Genomic DNA, 14,171 nt, shown 5'->3' with positions numbered 1-14,171 from the left:
CAGACGACACACGCGGATCTATCGTGAAGCCGGATGGTCCTTGCTGCGCAGCGTAGCGGGCACGCCGTCGAGCACGAGCAACGCACACACGAGGCTCGTTGCGCCGATGACATACAGCGCCGGCGTCGTGCTGCCGGTCAGGTCCCTGATGCGTCCCACCATCACCGGGCTCACGATGCCGCCGAGTTGCCCGAGCGTGTTGATGAGCGCGATGCCGCCGGCCGCGCCGGCACCCGTCAGGAGCTTCGGCGGAAGCGCCCAGAACGCGGGAATCGACGCCACCACGCCCGCCCCCATCACGCCGAGCGCGACGATCAACCAGGTTGTCTGCCGGTCGAAATAGCCGGCCGCGAAGAACCCGATCGCAGCCATCACCAGCAGCCCGCAGACAAACTTGCGCCGCTCCCCCGTCGCATCCGACATGCGCCCCACCACGACCATGCAGATCGCGCCGCACAGATACGGCACGGCAGTCAGCAGACCGATGACCGTCGGATTCTGCGTGCCGGCGGCATGGATCAGATGCGGCGCCCAGAAATTCAGCCCGTACGACGCGACCTGGATCAGGAAATAGATCAGACCCAGCATGAGAAAACCGGGCGTCCTGATAGCGCCGCCGAGCGAATGACCGCCGGTATGGTGCGGTTGCTGCTGCGCGACACGTGCGGACAGGTACTGCTTTTCAGCACCGGAGAGCCAGGGCGCGTCTTCGATACGGTCCTTCAGCACCTTGAGCACGAGCACACCAAGCAGCACGCATGGCAGGCCGCCCAGCAGAAACAGCCAGTGCCAGCCCGGCAGACCCCACGTGCCGCTCAGGTGTGCAAGCACGAGCCCCGACAGCGGTGCGCCGACCAGCCCTGAAAACGCCGACGCCAGAAACAGCAGCGACGTGATGCGGCCGCGATAACTGGCAGGGAACCAGAGCGTCAGGTAATACAGCACGCCCGGCGCGAACCCCGCTTCCATCGCGCCGATGAGAAAGCGCAGCCCGTAAAACTGCCACTCGGTGTGGACGAACACCATCGCCGCCGTCGCAAGCCCCCACGAAATCATGATGCGGGCGATCCAGCGCCGTGCGCCGACCTTGTACAGCAGCATGTTGCCCGGCACTTCGAAGAGCACATAGCCGATCACGAAGAGACTGGCGCCGAGACCGTACGCGGTGTCGGTGAATCCAAGATCGTGCTGTAACTGGAACTTCGCGAAGCTGATGTTGATCCGGTCGAAAAACGCGAACAGGTAGCAGATCATGATCAACGGCATCAGTCGCACGGCAACCTTGCGGATGATCGAGTGGGTTTCCTGCCCGGTTTCCGGAATCTGCCCGGCTTCGTGATCCCGAGGATTGCCGAGGGCGCTTATGTCGCTCATGTTTGTCTCCATGCCGGACTCGCGCGTACGCGGTCCGGTCGAATGTGAATGGAAAGGTGGGAATAGCGTTAAACGATGCTGCGAACGTAGTCCGGCACGGGATGCACGTCGCAATTGCGGCCGGCTTTCGCCAGTTGCCCTGGCACCTCGTGACCGAGCAGCGCGGGCAGCGCACGCGACAGCTCGAGCAGCTTCACGAGATCGACGCCAGTCGGAATTCCCATCTCGTCGCACAGGTTGACGAGATCTTCCGTACAGATGTTGCCCGACGCGCCCGGCGCAAACGGACAGCCGCCCAGACCGCCAAGCGCCGCGTCGAAACGGCGTGCGCCTGCTTCATACGCGGCCAGCACGTTCGCAAGACCCAGGCCGCGCGTGTTGTGAAAGTGCAGTGTCAGCGCGTCAGGGCCGATGCGTTCGAGCACGCGCGTGACGATGCGCGTCACCTGACGCGGATTCGCCATGCCGGTGGTGTCCGCGAGCGTCACGCCCTGCAGGCCGAGTTCGAGATACGTGTCGACGGCCGCCATCACACGGTCTTCGTCGATCGCACCTTCGAACGGACAACCGAACGCCGTCGCCACCGTGCCGTTCAGCGACACATGCGAACCCCTGACGAGGTTCACGATATCGCCGAAGCCCGCGAGCGACTGCTCGCAGCTCATGCGCATGTTCGCGCGGTTGTGCGTCTGGCTCGCGGACATCACGAGATTCAGTTCGTCGGCGCGTGCGGCGACCGCGCGCTCCGCGCCCTTCACGTTCGGAACCAGCGCAACGTAGATCACATCGCGATGCCGCTCGATGCAATGAAACACCGCGTCGCCGTCACGTAGTGCCGGGATCGCTTTCGGCGAGACAAACGAGCCGGCCTCGATACGCGAAAATCCGGCGCTTGAGAGCTGGTCGATCAACGCGACCTTGTCGCCAGTTTCGACCCACGTCGGCTCGATTTGCAGCCCGTCGCGCGGTGCGACTTCCTGCACGATCAGCGCGTCGTGCAACAGGTTGAGCGCGGCGTTCATTGCACTGCTCCCGCGCTGCGCAACTGCTCGATTTCAAGCGCGCTAAAGCCGAGGTCCGCCAGCACCGGGCCGGTGTGTTCGCCCAGCGCCGGGCCTTGCCAGCGCACCGCGCCCGGTGTGTCAGAGAGCTTCGGCACGATGCCCGGCATCCTGACCGGCGTGCCGTCCGGCAGGCTCACCTGCAGCAGCATCTCGCGCGCCGCGTAATGCGGATCGGCGACGATGTCGGCAATCGAATAAATGCGCCCGGCCGGCACCTGGGCCCGTTCGAGCGCGGCCAGAATGTCGCTGGTCGAATGATGCGAGGTCCACGCGGCGATCGCCGCGTCGAGCATCGTGCTTTGCGCGACACGGCCGTCGTTGTGCGCAAGCGCCGGGTCATCGGCGAGATCGTCGCGCCCGATCAATTGCATCAGGCGCCGGAAAATCGGATCGCTGTTGCCCGCGATCACGACGTAGCCGCCATCTTCGCTGCGATACGTGTTCGATGGCGCGATGCCCGGCAGCGCGCCGCCGCTGCGTTCGCGCACGTGTCCGAGCAGATCGTATTCGGGCACGAGGCTTTCCATCAGGTTGAACACGCTCTCCACCAGCGACACATCGACAACCTGGCCGTCGCCCTGCCCCGTCTTCACACGCAACACCGACATCAGCGCGCCGATCACGCCGTGCAGCGAAGCGAGCGAATCGCCCAGACTCACGCCGACGCGTGCCGGCGCGCCGTCCACGTCGCCTGTCGTGTAGCGGATGCCGCCCATTGCCTCGCCGATCGCACCAAATCCCGGACGGTCGCGATACGGGCCGGACTGACCGTATCCGGAGATGCGCACCATCGTGAGTTTGGGGTTGATGCCGTGCAGCACGTCCCAGCCGAGACCGAGCCGTTCGAGCGCGCCGGGGCGCAGGTTTTCGATGACGATATCGGCATCGGCCGCGAGACGTTTGACGACCGAGACGCCTTCCGTGGACTTCAGGTTCACGCAGATCGATTTCTTGTTGCGCGACTGCAGATACCACCACAGCGACGTGCCTTCGTGCAGCTTGCGCCATTTGCGCAGCGGATCGCCGCCGTCCGGCGCTTCGATCTTGATGACTTCCGCACCGAATTCGGCCAGCATCCTGGCGGCGAACGGCGCGGCGATCAGGGTGCCGATTTCGATGACCCGAATACCCTTCAAGGGACCACTCATGATGCTGTCTCCCGACCATGTTTCGTATGGGAGACAGCTTATGGGCGACGTGGATGCGGCGTCCAACCGCAATCCGGCAACGAGCGTTCGCCAAACGCGAACGCTCGCAAGCAGCGCGGCTCAGGTGCCGGGCGCCACGCCCATGCGGGCTTCGACGGTGCCCAGATGATCGAACAGCAGGCGGCTCACGGGCGACAGCGCGTCGGGATCGCGCACGACGATCAGCAGGCTGCGCGCGGCCCACGGTTCATCGAGCGTCACGGCGGTGAGCCCGAGCGAGCGGCCGATCGCGTTGTACACGTGCAGCGGCAGCACGCCGACACCCATGCCCGCCTGCACCATCCGGCATACGGCATCGAAACCGGGCACGTGAATGCGCAGCCGCAACGGCTTGCCTGCCTGGCGCGCGGCGAGATGCGTGCGCATGTTGATCGAACTCGCGGCATGCAGGCCGACGTGGTCGCTGTCGAGCGTATCGGCGAACACCACGCTTTCGCGCGTGGCGAGCGGATGATCGTCGCGCATCACGATCACGAGCCGGTCGTGTCGATAGTGCGTGACGTGCAGGCCACGCGCATCGGCGTCGCCCGAGCAGATGCCGAGATCGACGAGGCTGTCGGCCACGCCGCTGATCACACCGCCGCTCGGGCGCTCCTCGAGTTCGATGCGCACGCGCTCGTTGCCAGCGAGAAACGCGCGCAGATCTTCCGGCAGGAATTCGACGATCGCCGAGAGGTTCGCCATCATCCGCACATAGCCGATCACCCCGCTCGCGTGCTCGGCGAGTTCCAGGCCGATGTTCTCGATATCGCGCAGCACGCGCCGTGCGTGATGCAGCAACGTCTCACCGGCTGCGGTCAGTTCCATGCCGCGCGCCTTTCTCACGAAGAGGGCGGAACCCACCGCATGTTCGAGTTCGAGCAGACGCTTGCTCGCGGCCGACACCGCAATCGCTTCGCGTTCGGCCGCGCGCGTGAGCGTGCGCTCCTCATACACGGCCAGGAACAGTTGCAGCGACGTGAGATCGAGCTTTCTCAGGAGATTTGTCAGGGCCATGACCAGCGGTCGTAACGCGGAAAACCGCATTTTGACCTGAATCGGCGACGATCGTCTGTCGCTCGCGGGTTCGCATTGCTATGCTGGAACTTCGACCGACCGCACAGGAGTCGATTTGGCTGTCCATAAGCGTTCCAGCGAGCCCGCGAGGGCCGTGCATGTCGTCGCCGCGCAGGCGAGCCCGTGCGATGAACTCGTCATCCGCGCGCAGCCTTCCGTTGCCGACCGTCCATGCCGGCGCAAACGTCTCGCGCTCGCCGCGACGATACTCGGCTCAAGCATGGCGTTTATCGACGGCTCGGTCGTCAACGTCGCGTTGCCGTCGATCCAGAGCGAATTCGGCGCGAGCGTCGCGGCCATTCAATGGGTCGTCAACGCGTATCTGCTGTTTCTCGGCTCGCTCGTGCTGGTGGGCGGTTCGATGGGCGACCGGCTCGGCCGGCGCACCGTTTTCATCGCGGGCATCGGGCTTTTCACGCTGGCCTCGATTGCCTGCGGGATTGCCCCCGGGTCTGGCACGCTGATCGCCGCACGCGCCGTGCAGGGCATCGGCGCGGCGCTGCTCGTCCCCAGCAGTCTCGCGATCATCGGCGCGGTGTTCGACGACCACGAACGCGGCCGCGCGATCGGCACGTGGGCGGGCGTCGGCGCGATCACGTCGGCAGTGGGACCGGTTGCGGGCGGCTGGCTCGTCGATGTGTTTTCGTGGCGCGCGATCTTCTTTCTCAACGTGCCGCTTGCCTGTCTCACGATGACGCTGGCAATCGTCGCCGTACCCAATAGCCACAAGTCCGATGCTCCGCGCGAACTCGACTGGGCCGGCGCGATCACCGTCGCAGCCGGTCTCGCCGCGCTGACGTGGGGCCTGACCGTGGCGTCGTCGCGCGGGTTGTCGAGCGCGTCCGTGCTGGGCTCGGTGAGCGCCGGCATTGTTCTGCTGATCGCGTTCGTTGCAATCGAAATGAAGAGCCGCAATCCGATGATGCCGCTCGACGTGTTCCACTCGCGCGATTTCGCGGGCGCGAACGTCGTTACGTTGCTGCTGTATTTCGGCTTGAGCGGCATCTTCTTCTTTTTGCCGTTCACGCTGATCCGCGCGCACGATTTCACCGCCACCGAAGCCGGCGCGGCGATCCTGCCGGTGCCGGTCATCATCGGTGTGCTGTCGCGCCTCACCGGCGGATTGACCGATCGCTTCGGTCCGCGCGTGCTGCTCACGGCCGGCCCCGTCATCGCGGGACTGGGCTTCGCGATGCTCGGCCTGACGTTCGTACACGGCAGCTACTGGAGCGGCTTCTTTCCGGCGATGGTCGTGATCGGACTGGGCATGACCGTCACCGTCGCGCCGTTGACGACCACGGTGATGAGCGCGGTATCGAGCGGGCGTACGGGTGTCGCTTCCGGCATCAATAACGCGGTGGCACGCGTGGCCGGACTGCTCGCCATCGCGGTGCTCGGCATCGTGTTCGTGTGGTCGCACGACGCCGCGCTCGGGGTCCACCTCAAGGCGCTGAATATTCCCGCCGGCATCCATCGAAACGAACAGCTGCTCGAGCCGGAATCCGACGCGTCCGCGGCCGCGAACCTGGTTCGCATTCCCCCGCACACGGCGCTCGCCGACGCGCAGGACGACGCCATCGACGACGCGTTACGCGCCGTCGCGCTGGTGTCGGCGCTCTGCGCGTTCGCGGGGGCGGCCTGCTCGGCGGTCATGATCCGCACGCGCCCCAGGCGCCCCGATGCGGACATGTGATCGCCGCGCGATTTCCGGCGTGGTGATTGCAACTTCGCTGGAGCGGCCTGGGTTACCGCGCGGCGTCGCGTTCGAACAACAGATGGCGCGTCCGGTCCCCGGCTTTCCCGATTTCGACATGACACCATATCCGGCGAAAGCCGCGCCCGGCAACCACGTTTCGGTCCAGCCTGAAACGTCGCAGCCCCTGCGCTGCGCATACTGTGAACACGCACCGGACATCGTCCGGACGTTCCCACAGGAGCGCATCGCATGACACTCACCTGCTTCATCCGCTATCAGATCGACCCGTTCCAGCGCGATGCCTTCAAGGAATACGCCGAGGGATGGGGACGCATCATTCCGCGTTGCGGCGGTCATCTCGTCGGCTATTTTCTGCCGCATGAAGGAACCAGCGACATCGCGTGGGGATTGATCGCCTTCGCAAGCCTCGCCGCTTACGAAACGTATCGAGCGCGCCTGAAGACCGATCCGGAATCCGTCGCCAACTTTCGCATGGCGCAAACGAAGCGCTTTATCCTGCGTGAAGAACGCACGTTCGCCGAAGTCGTGGACGGCACGTTCTGCATTCCACCGCAGCACGTTACCTTGTAATGATAGAACGCGTTCAATCGCCCCTTCGGCGTGATTCACGCGTATTCGATGCTATAGCGACGCATGCGCTTCGACGTCAGATCGATAGCAGGATTTCTCGTTTCAGTTGCGCCGGGGTGGCCTCTACCATGTGCAATCGTCACCACATGGAACCGCTATGTCGACTCCGCTCAGCCTTGAACTCGATTCGGTCACGCTCGCCGAACAATACGACCGGCTCGGTACACGCCAGTTTCATCATGGTCTCGAACTGATCGACGTGCTCGCGGTGCAAAGCGGCGAGAAGGTGCTCGACATCGGTTGCGGCACCGGTCTGCTGACAGAGGCCGTGGCGGAACGCACTGGCCCGGACGGCGAAGTGCTGGGCATCGATCCGCTCGCGCTGCGCGTCGAACTCGCGCGAAAACGCGCACAGGGGCGCTTCGATGCACGCGTCGGCCGTGCCGAAGCGCTGCACGACGTGCCGGATGCGCACTATGACGTCGTCTACTTCAACAGCGTCATTCACTGGGTGCCCGACCAACTGGCCGCGCTTCAGCACGCGTTTCGCGTCTTGAAGCCGGGCGGCCGCGCCGGCTTCACGACGATGTCGCAGGAAGCGCCTCACGATCTGCATCGGGTACTGCGCGCGTTGCTGGCCCGCGAGCCGCGCTGGCAGGCCGCGCGTGTCGGCGCGCCCCATCAGCTCACGCAGGAGCGCGCCGCATTGCTGCTGGCCGCGGCCGGCTTTAACGTGACGCACAACGAAATCCGCGAGTTCGACGACGCGTTCGACACCGTCGACGAGGTGATCGCGTTCAGCCGCGCCAGTTCGTTCGGCAACTTCCTCTCCGCGCTTGACGAAGCCGAAGGCGCGCGCGTGCGGCAACTGCTGGGCGATGCGCTCGAAGCGAAACGCGGACCGCGCGGGATCGCGTTGAAGCGACGCATGACGTTCGCAACCGGACGCAAGCCGGCCGCGCAGTAACCATGGAATGTCCGCGCAATTACCGGACGACTCCTTCTGTTTCGCGCGCAACCTCGATGCGGCAAGCTCGTCAGCGGCGCTGCGCCCGTCACGCTAACGAACAATACAAGGCACACGATGAGCAATAACAAACGGCAGATCAAACTCGGCGCGTTCCTGATGGAAACAGGCCATCACATCGCGGCGTGGCGGCACCCGGACGCACACGCCGGTGGCGGACTCGATTTCGCGCACTACGCGGAAGTAGCGAAAATAGCCGAACGGGCGAAGTTCGATACGATCTTCTTCGCCGACAGCGTCAGCGTACGCGATACGAACCTCGCTTCGCTCTCCCGCACCGCGCGCGCCGATCATTTTGAACCATTGACACTGCTCTCCGCGCTGTCGGTGGTCACACAAAACATCGGCCTGATCGCGACCGTCTCGACGACCTTCAACGAGCCGTACAACCTTGCGCGCAAGTTCGCGTCGCTCGATCATCTGAGCGGCGGACGATCCGGCTGGAATCTCGTCACGTCGAGCACCGAATCGGAAGCGCTCAACTTCAGCTTCGAAAAGCATCCCGACCACGCGCTGCGCTATGAACGCGCGCGCGAGTTCTACGACGTCGTCGCGGGCCTCTGGGATAGCTGGGAAGACGACGCGTTCCTGCGCGACAAGGAAAGCGGCGTCTATTTCGATCCGGAAAAACTGCACGTGCTGAATCATCGCGGCAAGCATTTCCAGGTACGCGGACCGCTGAACGTCGCGCGTTCACCGCAGGGCTGGCCGGTCGTCGTGCAGGCGGGCGCGTCGGACGCGGGCCGGGAACTCGCGGCGCAAACGGCGGAGGTGATCTTCGTCGCCCATCAGACGCTCGAAGAAGCGCAGACGTTCTATCGCGACATCAAGGGCCGGCTGCCGAAATACGGCCGGCACGCCGACCACCTGAAGATCATGCCGGGCATCTTTCCCGTCGTCGGCCGCACGCAGGAAGAAGCACGCCGCAAATTCGACGCGCTGCAGGACCTCATCCATCCGAGCGTCGGTCTTTCGCTGCTGTCGACCATGTCGGGGGAAGTGGACCTGTCGTCATATCCAGTCGATGGCCCGTTGCCGGAGTTGCCGGAAACCAACGGCGGCAAAAGCCGGCAACGCCTCCTGTTCGACCTTGCACGTCGCGAGAACCTGACGATCCGCGACCTGTATCTGCGCATCGCGGGCGCGCGCGGACACCAGCAGGTCGTCGGCACGCCCGAAAGTATCGCGGACCAGTTGCAGCAATGGTTCGAGGAAGAAGGCGCGGACGGCTTCAACATCATGTCGCCGTGGCTGCCGGGCGGGCTGTCTGATTTCGCCGAACTCGTGGTGCCGGAACTGCAGCGGCGTGGCCTCTTTCGTACCGAATACGAAGGGCATACGTTGCGTGAAAATCTGGGCCTGCCGCGTCCGCAAAACCGGCACGTGCAACAGCAGCGTCAGGAGGCCGCGGGCTGAGCGACAGGTGCTGCGCGAAGCGTGCGCTTCAGGAAGCGCATCACCGCCTCGACGAACGCGCGGCACTGACCGCGCATCTGTTCGGGATCGCGTTCAGCGCCGTCGTGATCGTGAGCCTTGCGATGGCGGTCACTGCATTGATGCGCTGGTTCGTCGAGAGGTAGCGCGAACTTCAAGGCGGATCACGTCTCGCCGAGCTGCTGGGCGAGTGTCTTCGTGAACGGCGTTTCGACATCGCCTGTGTGTTTCGTACTCACCGTTTCGATGAGCACGATCCAGCACTCCTCTTCGGCCACCGGTTTGTGCAGCACACCGCGCGGCACGACGTGCAGCGATCCTGGAGCCAGGCTCACCGTGCGGCCGTTTTCATACTCGATGTCGAGGTTGCCGCGCACGACGTAAAAAAGTTCGTCCTCTTCCGCATGGCTGTGCCACGCGAACTCGCCCTGCACCTTTGCGACCTTCACGTACTGGTCGTTGACCTGCGCGACGACGTTCGGCGACCAGTGTTCATGGACCGCATCGAAGGCCGTTGCAAGGTCGACCGTTTCAGCAAACGCACGCATCATTCTCTCCACATTGGAACTATCGAAGCGGCCAGCAGCATACCCAACGCAACGTTGAGCACGCGCCACTGCCACGGCGTTTTCAGTAGCCGCGCGAGCACCATGCCGGCGGCACACCATAACGAAAGCGAAACCAGCGCCGCGATACCGAACGCCGTGCCAAGCAGCGCGGCGAGCCGCAGCGGTCCCGCTGCCAGCACGGAAAACGAAGCCGCCGCGCCGAGCGTCATCGCCCAGCCTTTCGGGTTGAGCCACAGCAGACATGCGCCGCCGGTGAAACTCGTCGGCGAGGCGAGCTGCATGTCGAGCCCGGGTGGCCCGCTACGTCCGATCTTCGCCGCGAGCCACAGCAGATACGCACTGCCGGCAAGCTTCATGGCGAGTTCGAGCGCGGGCGCGGCCAGCAGCAGGCTGGCCAGCCCCGCCGCAGCCACCGAAGCGAGCGATGCAAGCCCGAACGCGATACCCGTCATCAACGGAATCGAGCGGCGAAAACCGAACTGCGCGCCCGACGCGGTAGCGAGCGTCGTGGCGCCGCCCGGCGTGACGGTGGCAACAGCCGCGAAGAGCAGCAAGGGCGCAACGGAACCGGCAAGGATCATGGCGATGCAAGCAGTATGGATCGGAATGAGCCAGACTGTAGGGCCATCATCTGCATTAGTGAAGGCATGTTTACAGATGCGCGGCATTAGCAAATATAATGTCTGATGACCCGAAACCTCGATATCACGCTCGTACGCACCTTCGTCGCGGCGGCGGACAGCGCCAGCATGACGGTCGCCGCAAACAGCCTGCATCTGACGCAGGGCGCGGTGAGCCAGCAGATCCGCCGTCTCGAGGAAGCACTCGGCGTACCACTCTTCGAACGCGAACGCCGGGGCCTGCGCCTGACGCCTGCTGGCGAACGCATGTTGGGCAAGGCACGGCGGCTACTCGGCATGAACGACGAAATCTGGCGCGAGATGACCGCGAGCGCGCCGCAGGGCCGCGTGCGGCTTGGCGTGCCGTACGACCTGGTCGGCAGCACACTGGCCCCCGTGTTCAAGGCCTACACTGAAGCCTGGCCGCAGGTCGAGATATCGCTTGTATGCGGTTCGTCGCCCGAACTCGTGGATGCGCTCGCCGATGGCGTCGTCGATCTCGCGATCGTCGAAGCGCCCGTGGGCGTGGCGAGCGGCGAGTGTCTGCGGGTCGAGCCGCTCGTGTGGGTGGGTGCGCGCGGCGGCGTCGCGCGTACGAAGCGGCCGCTGCCCGTTTCGATGGTCACCGATACCTGCGCGTTTCGTCCCGTCGTACTCGACGCGTTGCGCGGTCAGGGCGTCGAATGGCGAACCGTGTTCGAGAACGGCAACATCGAAGCGACGACCGCCACCGTTCGCACCGATCTGGCGATTACCGCGTGGCTCGCATCGACGGTGCCCGCCGATCTCGAGATTCTCGGCGCCGACGCCGCCTTGCCCCCGCTGCCCAACTTCGCGATCAACCTTCATTTGCCGGCACACGGCGGCGATGCGGCCGCACTCGAATTCGCGCGCTTCCTGCGAGCCGAACTGATGCGGCAGCGCGAAGCCGCGTGAGCAGACATCGACCGGCCCGACGCGGAACTTGTGGACGCGCGTCGCTGTCGGTTTGAAGGGGCGGTGTACTGGCCCGTAAACTGCTGCCGTGACTGCTGCCGTCTTTACTGTCCACCGGACCCCTATGCGCAAAATCCTTCTCGCCTGTCTTCTGTTCATGTTCGCGCTCTCCGCGCTCGCTGCGTCGGCACCCTCCGCCGCGGCGGCTGCGGGCGCGAGCAGCGCCGCGCCGCTGCGGCTCACACCCGAAGAAGCCCGTCAGGCGCTCGACGTGCTGAACGATCCGAAGCAACGCAGCCAGATCGAAGACACGCTGCGCGCCGTGGCCGCCGCCGGCGCACTGAGCGCGATACCCGCATCGGCGCCTGCATCGCCATCAGCGCCGGCTTCCGGGGCTGCCACAGCACACATACCCACGGCGTTCGAGCGCAACGGCCTCGCTTCGCAACTCGCCCGCCAGGGCGCGCACTGGCTCGCGCATGGCGGCGCTTCGCTGCGCCATTCGGTGGCGGCTTTGCTCGATGTGGCGTCGGTGCGCGCATGGTGGCATAACGCGCTCGTGAACCCGGACGGTCGCGCGCTGCTCGGCCGCGTCGTGCTGACGTTGCTCAGTGCGCTGCTGCCCGCGCTCGCATTCGAATGGCTGGCGCACCGCCTGCTGCGCCGCCCGCGCGAGGTGGTCATCGCGCGTCACGCAAAACGCGCCAGCGCGGCGCAACAGGATGGACCGGACCACGAACCGCAGGACGCCGCGCTCATGCCATCCGTCGCACAGCTGCCGGACACATCCGCAGCCGCCGACGCAAGCCAGCGAAAGCGCAGCGCGGCGCATCACTGGTCGTTGCTGCGCCGCCTGCCGGGCGCCCTGCTCCACACGCTGTTCAAGGCGCTACCGGTCGTCGTCTTCATGATTGTCGCGACCGTGCTGATGTCGACCCTCACCGACGACAACACCCCCGACGGTCGCGTGCTCGACGCGCTGATCGATCTCTACGTATCGAGCCGCGGCGCGGTGATCATCAGCGGTTTTTTCCTGCAGCCCGACGCGCCCACGCTGCGCCTGTGGCGCATGGGCAACCGGTGGGCCGCGCTCGTGCACCGGTGGGTGATCGCGATTGCCAGCGTGGTCGGCGTCGGCGCGGGTCTTGCTGAAACCGCGTCGCAACTCGGCATGAACGAAGACGCGCACCTCGCGTTGATGAAATTCGTCGCGCTGATCGCGCACGTGATGGTGTCGATCCTGATCCTGCAATGCCGCCAGCCGGTCGCCGCACGGATTCGCGCGCGCGTCGCCCACATGCCGTCGATGGAAATCGTCGGCGACTGGATCGCCGACGGCTGGGCCTACGTTGCGGTGTTCGCCGTGATGGCGCTGTGGTTCGTCTGGGCGCTCGACGTGCATAACGGCTATCAGGCGTTGCTGCATCTCGGCGTGATCTCGCTCGCCGTGCTGGTGGCTGCCCGCGTCGTATCGATCATGATCATCGGCGCGCTCGGGCGCGCGTTCAATATCGACGAGGACACGCAGGCGTCGATCGCGCAACAGCACGCTTCACGCTATTACCCGCTCGCACGGCGCACGGTGTCGACGTTGCTGATCGTGGTCACCGCGCTGGTGCTGCTGCAGGTGTGGGGTTTCAACGTCGCGCAGTTTTTCTCGCACGGCACGGTCGGCCATCGCCTCGCCTCCGCCGTCGTGACGATCTCGATTGCGGCGTTTGTCGCGCTCGTCGTGTGGGAATGGGTGAACGTGGCGATCGAACGGCGGCTCGACCAGTGGAAGACCAGCGGCGATCTCATTCGCGCCGCGCGTCTGCGCACGTTGCTGCCGATGCTGCGCTCGGCGCTCTTCGTCGTGATCGCGCTCGTCGTCGTGCTGACCGGGCTAAGCGAGCTTGGCGTCAACACGGCGCCGCTGCTGGCGAGTGCGAGCATCTTCGGCGTGGCGCTCGGCTTCGGCTCGCAAAAGCTCGTGCAGGATTTCATCACCGGTATTTTCCTGCTGATGGAAAACGCGATGCAGGTGGGTGACTGGGTCACGCTCGCGGGCGTGTCCGGCACGGTCGAATATCTGTCGATCCGCACGGTGCGTTTGCGCGGCGGCGACGGTTCGCTGTATACCGTGCCGTTCAGTTCGGTGTCGACCGTCAACAACACGAATCGCGGGCTCGGCAACGCGGCGGTGCGGGTCAGTATCGCGTACGGACAGGACGTCGATCGCGCGATCGAAACGCTCAAGGAGATCGGCACTACGTTGCGCAACGACGATGCGTTCAAGGGCGGCATCCTGTCCGACTTCAGCTTCTGGGGCGTCGATGCGGTCGACGGCGCGGCTATCACGCTGGCCGGCCAGATGCAGTGTCGTGATACGGCGCGCTGGTCGGTGCAGCGCGAATTCAACCGGCGCATCGCCGCGACGTTCCAGGCGCGCGACATCCAGATCGCGAATCCGAACCGCAATCTGCTCGTGCAGATGGACGGCACGACGGCACGCGAGCCCGATGCCGGGGACGCAAAAAACGGCGGGAAATACTCAGGAAGCAAAGGGCGCGCAGGGCGCGAAAACCGCCAGCGGCAATAAAGACGCGTAATGAAA

12 protein-coding genes are annotated in these 14,171 nt (G+C 65.1%); 6 read left to right on the top strand and 6 right to left on the bottom strand.

Annotation, left to right across the window (positions count from 1 at the left end; all coding sequences use genetic code 11):
• Window positions 1-18 precede the first annotated feature (18 nt).
• The 4 genes from LPA37_RS04730 to LPA37_RS04715 form a co-directional block, all read right to left on the bottom strand.
• Window positions 19-1,374 carry an MFS transporter gene (locus tag LPA37_RS04730; RefSeq protein ID WP_229011817.1) on the bottom strand — a complete coding sequence of 452 codons (1,356 nt, stop codon included), beginning with the start codon at window positions 1,372-1,374 and terminating at the stop codon, window positions 19-21.
• Window positions 1,375-1,442: 68 nt separating this feature from the next.
• Window positions 1,443-2,396 carry a hydroxymethylglutaryl-CoA lyase gene (locus LPA37_RS04725; protein WP_228982170.1) on the bottom strand — a complete coding sequence of 318 codons (954 nt, stop codon included), beginning with the start codon at window positions 2,394-2,396 and terminating at the stop codon, window positions 1,443-1,445.
• Window positions 2,393-3,586, bottom strand: a complete 1,194-nt coding sequence (locus LPA37_RS04720; protein ID WP_229011815.1) for a CaiB/BaiF CoA transferase family protein — start codon at window positions 3,584-3,586, stop codon at window positions 2,393-2,395. The genes LPA37_RS04725 and LPA37_RS04720 overlap by 4 nt, the downstream gene beginning before the upstream one ends.
• Before the next feature lie 120 nt (window positions 3,587-3,706).
• Window positions 3,707-4,642, bottom strand: coding sequence for a LysR family transcriptional regulator (locus tag LPA37_RS04715; protein WP_229011813.1), 936 nt, complete (start codon window positions 4,640-4,642; stop codon window positions 3,707-3,709).
• Window positions 4,643-4,757: 115 nt separating this feature from the next.
• Between LPA37_RS04715 and LPA37_RS04710 the strand changes: the two genes are divergently transcribed.
• The 4 genes from LPA37_RS04710 (at window position 4,758) to LPA37_RS04695 (ending at window position 9,432) form a co-directional block, all read left to right on the top strand.
• A complete protein-coding gene (locus tag LPA37_RS04710; protein ID WP_228982166.1) occupies window positions 4,758-6,395 on the top strand; it encodes an MFS transporter in 1,638 nt (545 codons plus the stop codon).
• A 252-nt stretch (window positions 6,396-6,647) separates the two neighbouring features.
• Window positions 6,648-6,989 carry an NIPSNAP family protein gene (locus LPA37_RS04705; RefSeq protein WP_229011812.1) on the top strand — a complete coding sequence of 114 codons (342 nt, stop codon included), beginning with the start codon at window positions 6,648-6,650 and terminating at the stop codon, window positions 6,987-6,989.
• Between the two features lie 157 nt (window positions 6,990-7,146).
• Complete coding sequence (locus tag LPA37_RS04700; protein WP_229011810.1) at window positions 7,147-7,956, top strand: class I SAM-dependent methyltransferase; 810 nt, start codon at window positions 7,147-7,149, stop codon at window positions 7,954-7,956.
• A 117-nt stretch (window positions 7,957-8,073) separates the two neighbouring features.
• Window positions 8,074-9,432 (top strand): LLM class flavin-dependent oxidoreductase, encoded by a 1,359-nt coding sequence (locus tag LPA37_RS04695; RefSeq protein ID WP_229011808.1) that lies wholly within the window; start codon window positions 8,074-8,076, stop codon window positions 9,430-9,432.
• A gap of 182 nt (window positions 9,433-9,614) precedes the next feature.
• Here the strand turns inward: LPA37_RS04695 and LPA37_RS04690 are convergent, their stop codons facing one another.
• Both LPA37_RS04690 and LPA37_RS04685 read right to left on the bottom strand, forming a co-directional pair.
• Complete coding sequence (locus tag LPA37_RS04690; RefSeq protein ID WP_228982156.1) at window positions 9,615-10,001, bottom strand: cupin domain-containing protein; 387 nt, start codon at window positions 9,999-10,001, stop codon at window positions 9,615-9,617.
• Window positions 9,998-10,600 carry a LysE family translocator gene (locus LPA37_RS04685; RefSeq protein ID WP_229011807.1) on the bottom strand — a complete coding sequence of 201 codons (603 nt, stop codon included), beginning with the start codon at window positions 10,598-10,600 and terminating at the stop codon, window positions 9,998-10,000. Before LPA37_RS04685 ends, LPA37_RS04690 begins: the two co-directional genes overlap by 4 nt.
• 105 nt (window positions 10,601-10,705) lie before the next feature.
• On the opposite strand from LPA37_RS04685, the gene LPA37_RS04680 reads away from it, so the two are divergent.
• Complete coding sequence (locus LPA37_RS04680) at window positions 10,706-11,575, top strand: LysR substrate-binding domain-containing protein (RefSeq protein ID WP_228982152.1); 870 nt, start codon at window positions 10,706-10,708, stop codon at window positions 11,573-11,575.
• A gap of 124 nt (window positions 11,576-11,699) precedes the next feature.
• Window positions 11,700-14,156, top strand: a complete 2,457-nt coding sequence (locus tag LPA37_RS04675) for a mechanosensitive ion channel family protein (RefSeq protein ID WP_229011805.1) — start codon at window positions 11,700-11,702, stop codon at window positions 14,154-14,156.
• The last annotated feature ends 15 nt before the right edge of the window (window positions 14,157-14,171 follow it).

This window comes from Paraburkholderia gardini (assembly GCF_907164545.1).
Classification (GTDB): Bacteria; Pseudomonadota; Gammaproteobacteria; order Burkholderiales; family Burkholderiaceae; genus Paraburkholderia; species Paraburkholderia gardini.
The sequence above is the reverse complement of the archived record's forward strand: the minus strand, read 5'-3'. Positions and strand labels throughout refer to the sequence as shown.

What these genes read in the sequence shown, in the direction of transcription:
- LPA37_RS04700 (WP_229011810.1), top strand. Translation starts at nt 7,147, where the DNA reads ATGTCGACTCCGCTCAGCCTTGAACTCGATTCGGTCACGCTCGCCGAA.
- LPA37_RS04730 (WP_229011817.1), bottom strand. Translation starts at nt 1,374, where the DNA reads ATGAGCGACATAAGCGCCCTCGGCAATCCTCGGGATCACGAAGCCGGG.
- LPA37_RS04715 (WP_229011813.1), bottom strand. Translation starts at nt 4,642, where the DNA reads ATGGCCCTGACAAATCTCCTGAGAAAGCTCGATCTCACGTCGCTGCAA.
- LPA37_RS04690 (WP_228982156.1), bottom strand. Translation starts at nt 10,001, where the DNA reads ATGATGCGTGCGTTTGCTGAAACGGTCGACCTTGCAACGGCCTTCGAT.
- LPA37_RS04725 (WP_228982170.1), bottom strand. Translation starts at nt 2,396, where the DNA reads ATGAACGCCGCGCTCAACCTGTTGCACGACGCGCTGATCGTGCAGGAA.
- LPA37_RS04695 (WP_229011808.1), top strand. Translation starts at nt 8,074, where the DNA reads ATGAGCAATAACAAACGGCAGATCAAACTCGGCGCGTTCCTGATGGAA.
- LPA37_RS04720 (WP_229011815.1), bottom strand. Translation starts at nt 3,586, where the DNA reads ATGAGTGGTCCCTTGAAGGGTATTCGGGTCATCGAAATCGGCACCCTG.
- LPA37_RS04675 (WP_229011805.1), top strand. Translation starts at nt 11,700, where the DNA reads ATGCGCAAAATCCTTCTCGCCTGTCTTCTGTTCATGTTCGCGCTCTCC.
- LPA37_RS04680 (WP_228982152.1), top strand. Translation starts at nt 10,706, where the DNA reads ATGACCCGAAACCTCGATATCACGCTCGTACGCACCTTCGTCGCGGCG.
- LPA37_RS04685 (WP_229011807.1), bottom strand. Translation starts at nt 10,600, where the DNA reads ATGATCCTTGCCGGTTCCGTTGCGCCCTTGCTGCTCTTCGCGGCTGTT.
- LPA37_RS04705 (WP_229011812.1), top strand. Translation starts at nt 6,648, where the DNA reads ATGACACTCACCTGCTTCATCCGCTATCAGATCGACCCGTTCCAGCGC.